The sequence below is a fragment of the Pseudogulbenkiania sp. NH8B genome (assembly GCF_000283535.1).
GTDB classification, from domain to species: domain Bacteria; phylum Pseudomonadota; class Gammaproteobacteria; order Burkholderiales; family Chromobacteriaceae; genus Pseudogulbenkiania; species Pseudogulbenkiania ferrooxidans.
This window is the reverse complement of sequence record NC_016002.1, coordinates 41,401-56,285: the sequence shown is the minus strand read 5'-3', so window position 1 is coordinate 56,285 and position 14,885 is coordinate 41,401. Positions and strand designations below refer to the sequence as shown.

Genomic DNA, 14,885 nt, shown 5'->3' with positions numbered 1-14,885 from the left:
GAAGACGTTTTTAACGCCGTATCGCCGACGCGCAGCAGATCGTAAACAGGTTCTCAGTAACGTAGCTGGTAGTACAGCGAGTAGGCTTCGATGCCGTCGTTGGGCTGCTTGAGTCCGGCGTTGGAGTAATGGATGGCGCGCAGGCCGAGGGCGTGGTGGGCGCCGAAACGCAGGCCGATGCCGATGCGGTCCTCGAGCTGCAGCGCGCTGCCCAACTGGTGATCCTCGACCTGGGTATGGCGGAATGCGGCAAGGCCAATGCCGGCCTCGACGAAGGGACGGATGTCGCTGTTGCTGAATTCGTAGACCAGCACCGGCGAGAACGACAGCGTCTGGTTGCTGGCGGCCTGGTCGCCGGCCCAGTGGGTCAGGCCGACGTCCCAGTAGCCGGTGAGGCGGCCGGTGGGGCTGTTCCACCAGCTCTGGGTGAAGTCCTGCTGCAGGCCCAGGCGGTAATAATCGGACCCCTCCCCGCTTTTCCCCAGTGACAGCGACAGATCGAGCGCCTGGGCGGCAGGCATCAGGGCAACGGTGATCAGCAAGCCGGCGACGATGGTACTTGTTTTCATTATCGGCATCCTTTGACGGCAGACCGGTGACGGACAAAGGCCAGTTAAAAAAAGTATAGTGGTCCGCATGTCATGCACAAGGCGATGCGCTCATCCGCCTTCCATGCCGGCCCCGTCCCTTTCACCAACCTTGCTTACAGGTCAGCCATGCCACACATCGTTTACCTGCACGGTTTCAATTCCAGCGAACACTCGGCCAAGGCGCGAGAAACCGCGGCCTTTCTCGACCAGTGCGGGTTGGCCGAAACGTTTCACTGCCCACGCCTGCCGCCACACCCGGCCGATGCCATCGCCGCCGCCACGGCGCTGCTGCAGAGGCTGCCGGCGGACACGCTGCTGATCGGCAGTTCGCTGGGGGGGTTCTACGCCAGCTGGCTGGCCGAGGCGCTGGGGCTGCGCGCGGTGCTGATCAACCCGGCTGTACGCCCCGACCGCTCGCTGGCCGCCTATATCGGGCCACAGACCAACCCCTATACCGGCGAACAGTACACGCTCGGCGAGGCCGACCTGACGGCGCTGCGCCGGCTCACCGTGGAGCGGCCCAACGCGGAGCGCTACTGGCTGGTGCTGGGCACCGCCGACGAGGTACTGGACTGGCGCGAGGCGGCGCGCCACTACCGCGGTGCGCGCCAAACCGTGTTCTTTGGCGACGATCACCGCCTGGCCCGCTGGCCGGAATGCCTGCCGGGGGTGCTGGCGTGGGCGGGCGACGAGCGCCGGGAGCGGGTGGACGAGACGTAACGCCGCCCGCTGTTCGCTGCGCGAAACAGCCTGTTCTGCCACGGCCATTGCGCGGCCGGCGGCGCCGCGACACTATGCCGAGCTAGACCGACATCGCTTGAGGAGACCCGACATGACGCTTGCCATCCGCTTTTTCCAGACCGGTGGACCCGAGGTGCTGCAGACCGAAACCGTGGAAGTGGGCGCGCCCGGGCCGGGCGAGGTGCGGCTGCGCCATAGCGCCATCGGCGTCAACTTCATCGACACCTACGTGCGCAGCGGGCTCTACCCGGCCAGCCTGCCGTCCGGGCTCGGCACCGAGGCGGCCGGGGTGGTCGAGGCGGTGGGCGCCGGCGTCGAGCAGGTACGGGTGGGCGACCGGGTCGCCTACTGCGGCGGCCCGCTCGGTGCCTACAGCGGCGAGCGCCCGATCCCGGCGGCGGTGCTGGTGAAGCTGCCGGACGAGATCGGCGACGAACAGGCGGCCTGCATGATGCTGCAGGGCATGACCGTGGAGTACCTGATTCGCCGCACCTACCCGGTGCAGCCGGGCCAGACCGTGCTGTGGCACGCCGCCGCCGGCGGCGTCGGGCAGATCGCGGTGCAGTGGCTGAGTTCGCTCGGCGTCAACGTGATCGGCACGGTGGGCTCGGACGCCAAGGCGCAGCGGGCCCGCGAGCTGGGCTGCGCCCACGTCATCAACTACAGTAGCGAGAACGTGGTGGAGCGGGTGCGCGAGATCACCGCCGGACAGGGCGTGCCGGTGGTGTACGACTCGGTGGGCAAGGATACCTTCGAAATCTCGCTGAATTGCCTGGCGCCGCGCGGCATGTTCGTCAGCTTCGGCAACGCCTCCGGCGCGGTGCCGTCGTTCGCCCCGCTGCTGTTGGCGCAGAAGGGCTCGCTGTACTTCACCCGCCCCCGCCTGGGCGACTACACCGCCAGCCGCGCCGAGCTGGAGGAATCGGCCAACGCGCTGTTCGAGCGAGTGCGGGCCGGCGCGGTACAGGTTGCCCCGTCGCACCGCTACGCCCTGGCCGACGCGGCCCAGGCGCACCGCGACCTGGAAGGGCGCCGCACCACTGGTTCGCTGATCCTGCTGCCGTAACCGCGCGCCGTTTGCTGTAGCGCCTGTTCAGGCTCTTGGGCAAAAAAAGTGGCCGACGCCCGCGCGGGGGTCGGCCACTTTTTTGTATTTATCGCGGGATGGGTCAACGCATCGCCTTGGCGACGCACTCGCGGTAGTCCGCGCCGTAGCGTTCGCTGCAGGCCTGTTCCGCCTCCGCCCGCTGGCGGCAGCGCTCGGGCGCGGCGGCACGGGTGCAGTCCGGTGCCGGCAGGCGCTCGCGGATGCACACCCGGCGCGCCTCGCCGCGCTGTGAATCGCAGGCCTGCTGCGCCTGCTGCAGGGCCTGGCAGGCACGGGGGTCGCGGCTGCGGAAGCAGTTGAGGGGCGGGGTGAACAGTTGCTCGCATTCGCGCTGGTGCTCGAGCGGCAGGTCGGAACAGGACAACTGGCCCAGGCGCATCAGCTCGCAGCGCTGCGGGGCGATACTCTGGCTACAGGAAAGCGCCAACGGCTCCGCCGACCAGCCCGTCATCGGCCAGCCTGACAACAGCGCCATCACCCCCATGGCCAGCATCTGTCGCCGCAGCATCCATCCCCCTTGTGAAGCCGACTTCCTTCAGGCGGTGGTCATGTGCAGCGCTGGCCTCCACGGCCTCCACGCTGCGTTGCCCCCTTGCCCTGCGGTTGCAGGCTGTCAATCGCCACGGTCGCGTTCGTTGGCTTGTCGCCGCTTATCGCGCCAGTAGCGTCTCTTGTTATCCGGAGCACCCGGGCCTTCCCCGGCCGAGTTGCCTGGCGCAAACGGCCAGTATTCGCGCGGCGACGGGCGCTGCTGGCGGGCTTCTTCGCGGCTCAGGTCGCCATTGCGAATGGCTTCCTTGAGGCGCAGCTCGCGCAGCCGCCGCATGTCGCCGTCCTGGCCTTGGCCATCCTGGCCCCGGCCGGCCTGCATCCAGCCCGGCGGCGAGAAACCGCCGCCGTCCATCCCGCCACCGGGAGGCCCATGCCGGCCGGCCAACGCCGGCGGCGCCAGAACCAGAACGAGACAAGCCGCCAAACCGGCGAAGACGCGATGTTTCATGCTTTCATTCTATCCTGTGCCAAGCGGACCTGCCATCCGTCGCATGCATGATATCGGCAGGGTTCAAACGTCGGCCTCGAACGGCCGCTGGTTGGCGCGCCAGCCGAGTTCCGGATAGCGCTCCCGGCTCGGGGGGGCGAGCGCGGGGCGCTGCTGCTGCACCGGCGTGCGGGACAGCGCGGAGGGGGAGAACGGGGTAGCCGCCGACGGCTGCGGGGCACCGACCCAGAGGCCCAGAACGCCACCGCCGAGCATGGCCAGCAGCACGAGCGGAACGGTAGTGCGGATCATGGGGAACTCCTGACAGCGAGGGGATGCTGCCAGTGTAGGGGGCGGGTGTTGCCGAACCGTGTGTAAATCCGTGCCAAGTGTTAACGAGTTTGAAGCCGGCGGCGCGATGTAAAATCTGTTTACTTTCCGGGCTGACACCCGCTACTGCGACACGCTACTCTTGGCATTATGGAAAACAGCAAAATCCTGGTCGTCGACGACGACGCCAAACTACGCGACCTCCTGGTGCGCTACCTCGGCCAGCAGGGCTATACCGTGGACACGCTGCCGGACGCGCGCGAACTGCAGCGCAAGCTGGCGCGCAACCGCCCCGACCTGATGGTGCTCGACGTGATGATGCCGGGCGAGGACGGGCTGGCGGTGGTGCGCCGGCTGCGCGCGCAGGGCGAGATGGTGCCGGTGATCATGCTCACCGCGCGCGGCGAGGACATCGACCGCATCCTCGGCCTCGAGATGGGCGCCGACGACTACCTGCCCAAGCCGTTCAACCCGCGCGAGCTGGTGGCGCGCATCCAGTCGGTGCTGCGCCGCCACAACGCCACGCCGGCGCTGGCGGCACGCCACGAGGAGGGCGACGCCATCGAGTTCGGGCCGTTCACGCTGCACCTCGGGCGGCGCGAGCTGACCCACCAGGACAAGGTGGTGACGCTGACCAGCGCCGAGTACGCGGTGCTGGCGGTGCTGGCGAGCCATCCGCGCCGACCGATGACGCGCGAGCAGCTGATGGAGATGGCACTGGGCAAGGGCAACGGCGAATCGCTCGACCGCAGCATCGACGTGCACATCTCGCGCCTGCGCCGCGCGCTCGACACCGATGAAGGTGGCCCGCGCTACATCCAGACGGTGTGGGGCTACGGTTACGTGTTCGTGCCCGACGGCGCGCCACGAGAATAAGGAGCACGCGTTGCGCCGTCTGCTCGGCTCGCTGTTCTTCCGTCTCGCCTTGCTGGTGGTGCTGGTGGTGCTGGCCAGCCAGGCTTTCACGCTGTGGATGAGCGCGCGCCAGCGCGAGCATCTGCTGGCCGACCAGCTCTACGCCCAGGTGATCGATACCCTGGCCGACCTGGAGGGGGCGCTCGACAATCTCACCCCGCTGCAACGGGTGGACTTCCTCATCGCCTACAACCGCCCCGGCTTCCCGCGCCTGCTGCCGGCTGCCTCGCGCCAGGACCAGCGCTTCCTGAACAGCCTTCCCTCGCTGGGGCAATCGCTGCAAGAACGCTTGTCGCTCGGCATGAACGAGCCGGTGACGGTGCTGTGGGCACAACAGACCGAGCGCCAGGAGATCTGGCTCGACGTGCAGGTGATCGGCCAGCGCTACTGGCTGGTGATGCCGGTGGGACGCTACATCCCGCCGTCGGTGTCGCCGGTGCTGCTGGGCGGCCTGCTGTTCTCGCTGTTGGCGATCCTGGCCGCCTCGGTGCTGGCGTGGCGCGTCACCCGCCCGCTCACCGATCTGGCGCACGCGGCGCGCCAGTTGGAGAGCGGCTACAAGCCGGAGCCGGTGCCACCGTCCGGCCCGAGCGAGGTGCGCGTGCTGGCCAAGCGCTTCAACCGCATGGCCGAGGCGCTGGACGACGCGGCGCGCGAGCGGCGGCTGATGCTGGCCGGGCTGTCGCACGACCTGCGCACGCCGCTGACCCGGCTCAAGTTGACGGTGGAGCTACAGCAGAACAGCCAGGACAAGGACGACATGCTGGCCGACATCGACGAGCTGTCGCGCATCGTGCGCCAGTTCGTCGACTTCGCGCGCAGCGAGGAAACCAGCCGGCGCGAACCGGTGGCGCTGGCGGAACTGGCCGCCAGCGTGGTGGCGCGCTTCCGCCGCGAGGGCATGGAGGTGGGGCTGCGGCGCGGCGCCGAGCCGGAAATCGAGGCCGATGCGCTGGCGCTGGAGCGCCTGCTCACCAACCTGATCGAGAACGCGCGGCGCTACGGCCGCCCGCCGGTGCGGGTGGGAGTGGACGCCAACGCCACCACGGTGACGCTGACGGTGAGCGACCGGGGCAGCGGCATCGCCCCGGCGCAGCGCGAGAACGCGCTGGCGCCGTTCGAAAGGTTGGCCGAACACCGCGGCACCGACGGCGGCAGCGGCCTGGGGCTCGCCATCGTGGCGCGCATCGTCAAGCAGCACGGCGGCGCGCTGTTCCTGGAAGACGCCCCGGAGGGCGGCTTCCGCGTGCGCATCACCCTGCCGCAGGCGGCGACGCCTGCCACCCTCCTCCCAGCGCCTTGATCAGCGCCACCCGCGCCGCGAGCTGGCTGGCGAGGATGGCGAGCCCGTTCTGCTCGGCGGACAGGCGCGTGCTCTGCACCGTGACCACGTCCAGATAACTCACCAGGCCGGCCTGGTACTGGTTGCGCGCGATGGTCTCGGCCTCGCGCGCGGCGGCCAGCGTTTCCACCTGCAACGCCGCCTGCTGGTCGAGCAGGCGGATCGCGGTGAGCGAGTCCTCCACTTCCTGGAAGCCCTGCAGCACGGTCTGGCGGTAGTTGGCGACGCTGGCGTCGTAGGCGGCGGTGGCCTCGGCGGTCTTGGCGCGGGTCAGGCCGCCGTCGAACAGCGTCGCCGCCAGTTGCGGCCCGAGCGACCAGAAGCGCGCCGGCAGGCTGAACCAGTCGGCCAGGCTGGCGCCGGCGTAGCCGCCGCTGGCGGCCAGTGTCAGGCTCGGGAAGTAGCCGGCCTTGGCGACGCCGATGGCGGCGTTGGCGGCGGCGACCCGGCGCTCGGCGGCGGCGATGTCGGGGCGCCGCTCCAACAGCTGCGACGGCAGCCCGGCCGGCAGCAGCGGCAGCGCCGGCGGCTGCTTGCGTTCGGCCAGCGTGAAGCCGGCCGGCGGGCGGCCCAGCAGCACGGCGATGGCGTGCTCCAGCTGGCGCCGCGTCACGCGCTTGTCGAGCAGGCTGACCTCGGTGCTCTTGAGCTGGGTCTCGGCCTGCACCACGTCGGCGCGCGATACCACGCCCTGGCGGTAACGGTTGCGCGTGATCTGCAGCTGTTGACGATAGGCCGCCACCTGCTCTTCCAAGAGCCGTAGCGTGCGGTCGGCGACGTAGAGCTTGAAGTAGGCGCTGGCGAGCTGCGCCTGGGCGCTCAGCCGTACCGACTCCAGGTCGGCCGCGCTGGCCTCGGCGCTGGCGCGGCCGGCTTCCACGGTGCGCCGCACCCGTCCCCACAGGTCGAGCTCCCAGGCCGCGCTCAGGTCGGCGCGGTAGCTGTTGGCGATGGCGCTGTCGCCGCCGGCGCGGCCGCGGCTGGCCGAGACGCCGGCCGTGACGCTCGGGCTGTAGCCGGCCTGCGCCTGCTGCAGCAGCGCCTGGGCCTGGCGGTAGCTGGCCTCGGCGGCGCGCAGCGTCTGGTTATGCTGCTGCAGCTGCTGCTGCAGGCTGTCGAGCTGGGCGTCGGCAAAGTCCTGCCACCATGCCGCGCGCGGCAGGTGGTCAGCCGGGGTCGCCGGTTTCCAGTCCTTGGCTTCCTGGTACGCCTCCGGTACCGCCACGCTGGGGCGCTGGTAGTTCGGTCCCACCGCGCAGCCGCCCAACAGCAGCGCCGCCAGCGGCCACAGCGCATGGCGCTTGCTTGTCTTCATTTACCCGTTCTCCTGCGCCTGCGCCGGCGCGGAGCGGCGCTCCCGGCGCCCGCTCCACCGCCGCAGGCGGTCCATGTACAGGTACACCACCGGGGTGGTGTACAAGGTCAGCAGCTGGCTGACGATCAGTCCGCCCACCACCGAGATGCCGAGCGGCTGGCGCAGCTCGGCGCCCTCGCCGTGCCCCAGCGCCAGCGGCAGCGCGCCCAACAGCGCCGCCATGGTGGTCATCAGGATGGGGCGGAAACGTAGCACGCCGGCCTCGAGGATGGCCTCGCGCGGCGCCAGCCCCTGCTTGCGCTCGGCCGCGAGCGCGAAGTCGATCAGCATGATGGCGTTCTTCTTGACGATGCCGATCAGCAGCAGCACGCCGATCATCGCCACCACGTTCAGCTCGCCGCCGGACAGTTGCAGCGCCAGGATGGCGCCGACCCCAGCCGAGGGCAGCGTGGAGAGGATGGTGATGGGGTGGATGGCGCTTTCGTAGAGGATGCCCAGCACGATGTACACCGCCGCCAGCGCCGCCAGGATCAGCCAGGGCTGGCTGTCGAGCGAGGCCTGGAAGGCGCGCGCGCTGCCCTGGAAACTGCCCACCAGCGAGCCGGGCAGCCCGAGCCGGTTGACGGCGCCGTCGATGGCGGCGCGCGCCGCGCCGATCGACACCCCGGGGTCGAGGTTGAACGACACCGTGGTGGCGGCGAACTGGCCCTGGTGGTTGACCGCCAGCGGCGTGTTGTCGGGCTGCACCCGGCTCACCGTGGCGAGCGGCACCGGCTGGCTCTGCGGCGTGATCAGATAGATATCGCGCAGCGACTCGGGGCGCTCGAGGTAGGCCGGAGCCGCCTCCAGCACCACCTTGTACTGGTTGAGCGGATTGTACAGCGTGGCGATCTGACGTTGGCCGAAGGCGTTGCCGAGCGCGCTGTCGGCGTCGTTCTGGGTCAGGCCGAGGCGCGCCAGGGTGTCGCGGTCGAACAGCAGCGTGGTCTGCAGGCCGCGGTCCTGCTGGTCGGTGTTGACGTCGGCGAGCCCGGGCAGCCGCACCAGCGCCTGGCGCACGCGCGGCTCCCAGGCGCGCAGCTGGGCCAGGTCGTCGCCCTGCAGCGTGTACTGGTACTGGGCGTTGCTCTGGCGCCCGCCGATGCGCAATTCCTGCGCCGCCTGCAGGAACAAGGTGGCGCCCGGCTCGCGCGACAGCTGCTTGCGCAGCCGCGCGATCACCTGGTCGGCGCTTTCCTTGCGCTCGCTGCGCGGCTTGAGGCCGACGAAGACGTTGGCGCTGTTGCGCGCGCCGCCGCCGGTGAAGCCGACCACGCTGGCCACCGCCGGGTCGCGCCGCACCACGTCGACGAAGCGCTGCAGCTTGTCGCGCATGGCCTGGAACGAGATGCTCTGGTCGGCGCGGATGTTGCCGATCAGGCGCCCGGTGTCCTGCTGCGGGAAGAAGCCCTTGGGCACCGCGACGTAGAGCGCGACGTTGGCCGCCACGGTGGCGACCAGCAGCAGCAGCATCAGCAGGTGGTGGTCGAGCGACCACGCCAGCGAGCGGCGGTAGCCGGCCACCAGGCGTTCGAACCACTGCGCGCGCCAGCGCGCGAAGCGGCTCGGCGCCGCCGGCCGCGGCGGACGCGGGCGCAGCCAGCGCGAGCACAGCATCGGCGCGGTGGTGAGCGACACCACCAGCGACACCAGGATCGCCGCCGACAGCGTCAGCGCAAACTCGCGGAACAGCCGCCCTACGATGTCGCCCATCAGCAGGATCGGGATGAACACCGCGATCAGCGACAGGCTCATCGCCAGCACCGTGAAGCCCACCTCGCGCGCGCCGCGGAACGCCGCCGCGCGCGGCGTCATGCCGTTCTCGATGTGGCGCGCGATGTTCTCCAGCACCACGATGGTGTCGTCCACCACGAAGCCGGTGGCGATGGTGAGCGCCATCAGCGACAGGTTGTTGAGGCTGAAGCCGGCCAGGTACATCACGCCGAAGGTGCCGATCAGCGACACCGGCACGGTGATCGCCGGCACCAGCGTGGCGCGCCCGCTCTTGAGGAACAGGAACACCACCAGCACCACCAGCGCCACCGCCGTGACCAGGGTGCGCTCGACGTCGCGCAGCGAGGCGCGGATGGTCGAGGTGCGGTCCTGCGTCACCGTCAGCGTGGCGGTCTGCGGCACCGAGGCGGAGAGCTGCGGCATCAGCGCACGCACGCGCTCCACGGTGTCGATGACGTTGGCGCCGGGGGCGCGGAACAGCAGCAGCACGATGGCCGGCTTGCCGTTGGCGAGCCCGGCGTTGCGCACGTCCTGCACCGAATCGCTCACCGTGGCGACGTCGGCCAGGCGCAGCGCGGCGCCGTCCTGGTAGTGCACGATCAGGCCGCGGTAGTCGGCGGCGCGGTTGAGCTGGTCGTTGCTGGCGAGCTGCCACTGCCGGCCGGCGTCCTCCAGCACCCCCAGCGGCAGCTTCAGGGTGTAGTTCTGGATCGCCCGGCGCACCGCGTCGAAGCTGACGCCGTGGCGCGACAGCGCGGTGGGATCGAGCGCCACGCGCACCGCCGGCAGCGCGCCGCCGCCGACCGTGACCTGGCCGATGCCGTCCACCTGGGACAGCTTCTGCGCCAGCACGGTGGAGGCGATGTCGTACAGCCGGCCCTTGGTCAGGGTGTCGGAGGTGAGCGTCAGGATCAGTACCGGCGCCTCGGAGGGGTTGACCTTGCGGTAGGTCGGCGTGCCGGACAGCGCGCTGGGCAGGCTGGCGAGCGCGGCGTTGATGGCGCCCTGCACGTCCTTGGCGGCGCCGTTGCTGTCGCGGTTGAGGTCGAACTGCAGCACGATGCGGGTGCTGCCCTGCGAGCTGGTCGAGGTGATCTCGTTGACCCCGGCGATGCGCCCCAGGGTGCGCTCCAGCGGCGTCGCCACCGTGGCCGCCATGGTTTCCGGGCTGGCGCCGGCCAGCTGCGCCTGCACCTGGATGGTGGGGAAATCCACCTGCGGCAGCGACGCCACCGGCAACAGCCCGAACGCCAGCAACCCGGCCAGCGCGATCGCCAGCGTCAACAGCACGGTGGCGACCGGGCGCCGGATGAACGGCGCGGACGGGATCATGCCGCGTCACCCTGCGCCGCCGGCGCCTTGCGCCAGCGCCGCGCCAGGCGGTCGAAGGCGAGGTAGATCACCGGCGTGGTGAACAGCGTCAGAAGCTGGCTCAGCAGCAGCCCGCCCACCAGCGTGATGCCGAGCGGGTGGCGCAGCTCGGAGCCGGCGCCGGAGCCCAGCATCAGCGGCAGCGCGCCCAACAGCGCCGCCAGCGTGGTCATCAGGATCGGGCGGAAACGCAGCAGGCAGGCCTGGAAGATCGCCTCGCGCGGGCTCAGCTTCTGCTTGCGTTCGGCCTCCAGCGCGAAGTCGATCATCATGATCGCGTTCTTCTTGACGATGCCGATCAGCAGGATGATGCCGATCACCGCGATCACGTCGAGCGAGGAGCCCGACACCAGCAGCGCCAACAGCGCGCCGATCGCCGCCGACGGCAGCGTGGAGAGGATGGTGACCGGGTGGATGTAGCTCTCGTACAGCACCCCCAGCACGATGTACATCGTCACCACCGCCGCCAGGATCAGCCACAGGGTGTTGGAGAGCGAGCTCTGGAACGCCGCGGCGGCGCCCTGGAAGCGCGTCTCGACGCTGGCGGGCAGGCCGATCTCATGCTCCGCCTCGCGCACCGCCGCCACCGCGCTGCCCAGCGACACGCCGGGGGCGAGGTTGAACGACAGCGTGGCGGTGGGGAACTGGTCGAGACGGTTGAGCACCAGCGGTGCCAGCCGCTCGCTCACCTTCACCACGCTCTTCAGCGGCACCGGGGAGCCGCCGCTGCTGGTCAGGTAGAGATCGTCGAGCGCGGCCAGGCCCTTGCCGGCGGCCCCGCCCGATTCCAGCACCACGCGGTACTGGTTGGTCTGGGTGAAGATGGTCGAGATCAGACGTTGGCCGAAGGCGTCGTACAGCGCGTTGTCCACCGCCGCGGCGCTGACGCCGAGACGCGCCGCGCTGTCGCGGTCGATCTCGAGATACGCCTGCAGGCCCTGCTCCTGCTGGTCGCTGGCGACGTCCGCCAGCTCCGGGCGCTGGCGCAGCGCGTCCAGCAGGCGCGGCACCCACTGCGCCAGCTCGGCGGCGTTGGCGCTGTCCAGCGCGAACTGGTACTGGGTGCGGCTGGGCGTGGTCTCGATGGTGAGGTCCTGCGCCGGCTGCAGGTAGAGCGCGATGCCGGGCACCTGCGCCGCGCTCTGCTGCAGCCGCGCCGCCACCGTGGACACGTCGTCGCGCTCGCCGTGCGGCTTGAGGTTGATCTGCAGGCGCCCGCTGTTGAGCGTGGCGTTGCTGCCGTCGACGCCGACGATGGACGACAGGCTCGCCACCGCCGGGTCGTGCAGCAGCACCGCGGCCAGGCGCTGCTGGCGCTCGGCCATGGCGGCGAACGACACCGACTGCGGCGCCTCGGTCACCGCCTGGATGGCGCCGGTGTCCTGCAGCGGGAAGAAGCCCTTGGGCACCACCAGGTACAGCGCGGCGGTCAGCGCCAGCGTGCCCAGCGCCACCAGCAGCGTCAGCGGCTGGTGCTCCAGCACCCACTCCAGGGCGCGGCCGTAGCGCGCGATCATGCCGTCGATGAAGGCGCCGCTGGCGTGGTAGAAGCGCCCCTGCTTCTCCTCCGGCACGTGCTTCAACAGGCGCGCGCACATCATCGGCGTCAGCGACAGCGAGATCGCCGCCGACAGCAGGATCGACACCGCCAGCGTGACGGCGAACTCGCGGAACAAGCGCCCCACCACGTCGCCCATGAACAGCAGCGGGATCAGCACCGCGATCAGCGAGAAGGTCAGCGAGATGATGGTGAAGCCGATCTGCGCCGAGCCCTTGAGCGCGGCCTGCAGCGGCGAGTCGCCCTCCTCGATGTAGCGCGCGATGTTCTCGATCATCACGATGGCGTCGTCCACCACGAAGCCGGTGGCGATGGTCAACGCCATCAGCGTCAGGTTGTTGAGGCTGAAGCCCGCCAGGTACATCACGCCGAAGGTGCCGACCAGCGACAGCGGCACCGTCACGCCGGGGATGAGCGTCGCCGGCACGTTGCGCAGGAACAGGAAGATCACCATCACCACCAGCGCCACCGCCAGCATCAGCTCGAACTCGACGTCGTGCACCGCGGCGCGGATGCCGTCGGTGCGGTCGCTCAGCAGGGTGACGTCGACCGAGCCCGGCAGCGTCGCCTTGAGCTGCGGCAGCAGCGTCTTGATGCGGTCCACCACCTCGATCACGTTGGCGCCGGGCTGGCGGCGGATGTCGACGATGATCGCCGGGCTGCGGTTGGCCCAGGCGCCGAGGCGGCGGTTCTCCACCTCGTCCACCACCGAAGCCACGTCGGACAGGCGCAGCGGCGCGCCGTTCTTGTACGCCAGCACCAGGCGGCGGTAGTCGTCGGACGAAGCGAGCTGGTCGTTGGCGTCGATGCTGGAGGCCTGCAGCGGACCGTCGAAGCCGCCCTTGGACTGCTTCACGTTGGCGCTGCCGATGGCGCTGCGCAGATCGGCCAGGGTCAGGCCGTTGGCCGCCAGCGCGCGCGCGTCGGCGCGGATGCGCACCGCCGGGCGCTGGCCGCCGCTCAGGCTCACCAGCCCCACCCCGGAGAGCTGCGACAGCTTCTGCGCCAGGCGCGTGTCGACCAGGTCTTCCAGCTTGGGCAAGGGCAAGGTGGGCGAGGTGATGGCGAGCGACACGATCGGGCTGTCGGCCGGGTTGACCTTGTTGTAGATCGGCGGCGACGGCAGGTCGGCCGGCAGCAGCGAGCTGGCGGCGTTGATCGCCGCCTGCACTTCCTGCTCGGCCTCGTCGAGCGCGATGTCGAGCGTGAACTGCAGCGTGATCACCGAGGCGCCGCCGGAACTGCTGGTGCGCATCTGGCTCAGCCCCGGCATCTGGCCGAACTGGCGCTCCAGCGGCGAGGATACCATCGCCCCCATCACCTCCGGGCTCGCGCCCGGGTAGAGCGTCACCACCTGGATGGTGGGGTAATCCACCTGCGGCAGCGCCGACACCGGCAGCAGCTTGTACGCCACCCAGCCGGTCAGCACCAGCGCCAGCATGCACAGCGTGGTGGCGATCGGCCGCAGGATGAAGGGACGGGACGGGTTCATTGCTTGGCCTGTCCCTGCGCCGCCGGCGCCGAGGCCGCGTGCTTGCCACGGCGCTTGCCGCCGCCGGCCGGCGCCGTGGCGCCCGCGTCGTTCAGGGCGCGCGGCTTGACCTGGCTGCCGGCGCGCAGCCGGTCGAGGCCGTCGAGCGCCACGCGCTCACCCGGCGCCAGGCCCTGCTCCACCGCCAGCTGGCCGGCGTCGGCCGGCCCCGGCACCACCGGGCGCAGCGCGACGCGGTTGTCCGGCTGCACCAGGTAGACGAAGGGGCCGTCCTTGCCGCGCTGCAGCGCCGCCTCCGGGATCAGCACCGCGTCGCGGCGCACCTCGGTGAGCAGCTTGACGTTGATGAACTGGTTGGGGAACAGCACGTTGTCGGCGTTGGCGAAACGCGCCTTGAGCTTGACCGTGCCGGTGGTACTGTCCATCTGGTTGTCCAGCGTCTCCAGCTTGCCCTGCGCCAGCAGCTTGCCGCCGCGGTCCCACGCCTCGACCGACAGCGCCTGCCCGGCCAGATAGGGCTTCATCACCGTGCTCAGGTGCGCCTCGGGCAGCGCGAACACCACGTGGCTGGGCTGGGTCTGGGTGATCACCACCAGGCCGTTGGCGTCGTTGGCGGTGATCATGTTGCCGGCGTCGACGCGGCGCAGCCCGACGCGCCCCGCCAGCGGCGCCGTGATATGGCTGTACGACAGCTGCAGGCGGGCATTGTCGACCACGCCCTGGTCGACCTTGACCGTGCCGCGGAACTGCTGCACCAGCGCCGCCTGGGTATCGACCTGCTGGCGTGCGATGGAATTCTCCGCCAGCAGCGACTGGTAGCGCGCCAGGTCGATCTCGGCGTTCTTCAGCTGCGCGCTGTCACGCAGCTGCTGCCCCTCGGCCTGCGCCAGCGCCGCCTCGAACGGGCGCGGGTCGATCTCGGCCAGGAGCTGGCCGGACTTGACCAGTTGGCCCTCGGTGAACAGCACGCGCATCAGTTGGCCGTCGACGCGGCTCTTCACCGTCACCGTCTCGCTCGGCGTCACCGTGCCCAAGGCGGTCAGGTAGACCTTGAGCTGGCCACGCTTCACCGTCGCCACCGTCACCGTCTGCGGCCCGCGCTCGCCCCGTTTCTGCACCGCCGCCTTGTCCGCACCGGACGCGGCGTGCCAGCGCTGCCAGCCGACCGCCCCGGCCACGACCAGGCCGAACAGCGCCAGCCACAGCAGGCGGCGACGCGGGCGGGGGGAAGAGGGAGAAGACGGGGGGGTGGATTCGGCGGGGGTCGGGCTCATCGTGTCGGTTCGCTGTCTGGGGCTGGGAAAAAGGAAAACGCGCAGACGCCCGGACCAGCCTCGACGCACCGGGCGAGGTTCAATGATATCGGCTAAA

The 14,885-nt window shown here is 70.3% G+C and carries 12 protein-coding genes; 4 read left to right on the top strand and 8 right to left on the bottom strand.

The features are described 5' to 3' along the window. Nucleotides 1-53 precede the first annotated feature (53 nt). Nucleotides 54-569: an acyloxyacyl hydrolase gene (locus NH8B_RS00240; RefSeq protein WP_014085521.1), complete on the bottom strand. Its 516-nt coding sequence runs from the start codon at nt 567-569 to the stop codon at nt 54-56. Between the two features lie 147 nt (nt 570-716). Between NH8B_RS00240 and NH8B_RS00235 the strand changes: the two genes are divergently transcribed. Continuing rightward, complete coding sequence (locus tag NH8B_RS00235; RefSeq protein WP_014085520.1) at nt 717-1,310, top strand: YqiA/YcfP family alpha/beta fold hydrolase; 594 nt, start codon at nt 717-719, stop codon at nt 1,308-1,310. Between the two features lie 112 nt (nt 1,311-1,422). After that, nucleotides 1,423-2,397 carry a quinone oxidoreductase family protein gene (locus NH8B_RS00230; RefSeq protein WP_014085519.1) on the top strand — a complete coding sequence of 325 codons (975 nt, stop codon included), beginning with the start codon at nt 1,423-1,425 and terminating at the stop codon, nt 2,395-2,397. 103 nt (nt 2,398-2,500) lie between these two features. On the opposite strand, the gene NH8B_RS00225 is transcribed toward NH8B_RS00230, so the two are convergent. The 3 genes from NH8B_RS00225 to NH8B_RS00215 all read right to left on the bottom strand — a co-directional run bounded on the left by NH8B_RS00225 (nt 2,501) and on the right by NH8B_RS00215 (nt 3,730). Further along, nucleotides 2,501-2,947: a hypothetical protein gene (locus NH8B_RS00225; RefSeq protein ID WP_008954575.1), complete on the bottom strand. Its 447-nt coding sequence runs from the start codon at nt 2,945-2,947 to the stop codon at nt 2,501-2,503. 105 nt (nt 2,948-3,052) lie between these two features. Then, nucleotides 3,053-3,439 carry a hypothetical protein gene (locus NH8B_RS00220; protein WP_014085518.1) on the bottom strand — a complete coding sequence of 129 codons (387 nt, stop codon included), beginning with the start codon at nt 3,437-3,439 and terminating at the stop codon, nt 3,053-3,055. 63 nt (nt 3,440-3,502) lie between these two features. Beyond that, nucleotides 3,503-3,730: a hypothetical protein gene (locus tag NH8B_RS00215; protein ID WP_014085517.1), complete on the bottom strand. Its 228-nt coding sequence runs from the start codon at nt 3,728-3,730 to the stop codon at nt 3,503-3,505. 168 nt (nt 3,731-3,898) lie between these two features. Here NH8B_RS00215 and ompR point away from each other — a divergent pair, with 168 nt between their 5' ends. Both ompR and NH8B_RS00205 read left to right on the top strand, forming a co-directional pair. Then, the gene (gene ompR / locus NH8B_RS00210; RefSeq protein WP_008954572.1) at nt 3,899-4,624 is read left to right on the top strand and encodes an osmolarity response regulator transcription factor OmpR; all 726 of its coding nucleotides are present in this window, start codon (nt 3,899-3,901) and stop codon (nt 4,622-4,624) included. 10 nt (nt 4,625-4,634) lie between these two features. Further along, entirely contained in the window at nt 4,635-5,966 is a 1,332-nt protein-coding gene (locus NH8B_RS00205; RefSeq protein WP_014085516.1) for an ATP-binding protein, read from the top strand. On the opposite strand, the gene NH8B_RS00200 is transcribed toward NH8B_RS00205, so the two are convergent. From NH8B_RS00200 to NH8B_RS00185, 4 genes are read right to left on the bottom strand one after another with little or no spacing between them, the layout of a single operon-like run. Further along, nucleotides 5,917-7,320, bottom strand: coding sequence for an efflux transporter outer membrane subunit (locus tag NH8B_RS00200; RefSeq protein ID WP_014085515.1), 1,404 nt, complete (start codon nt 7,318-7,320; stop codon nt 5,917-5,919). The genes NH8B_RS00205 and NH8B_RS00200 overlap by 50 nt on opposite strands. Next, on the bottom strand, nt 7,321-10,425 hold the full coding sequence (locus tag NH8B_RS00195; RefSeq protein ID WP_014085514.1) for a multidrug efflux RND transporter permease subunit: 3,105 nt from the start codon (nt 10,423-10,425) through the stop codon (nt 7,321-7,323). Beyond that, nucleotides 10,422-13,514: an MdtB/MuxB family multidrug efflux RND transporter permease subunit gene (locus tag NH8B_RS00190; RefSeq protein ID WP_014085513.1), complete on the bottom strand. Its 3,093-nt coding sequence runs from the start codon at nt 13,512-13,514 to the stop codon at nt 10,422-10,424. The genes NH8B_RS00195 and NH8B_RS00190 overlap by 4 nt, the downstream gene beginning before the upstream one ends. After that, nucleotides 13,511-14,788 (bottom strand): MdtA/MuxA family multidrug efflux RND transporter periplasmic adaptor subunit, encoded by a 1,278-nt coding sequence (locus tag NH8B_RS00185; protein ID WP_014085512.1) that lies wholly within the window; start codon nt 14,786-14,788, stop codon nt 13,511-13,513. Before NH8B_RS00185 ends, NH8B_RS00190 begins: the two co-directional genes overlap by 4 nt. Between the last annotated feature and the right edge of the window lie 97 nt (nt 14,789-14,885).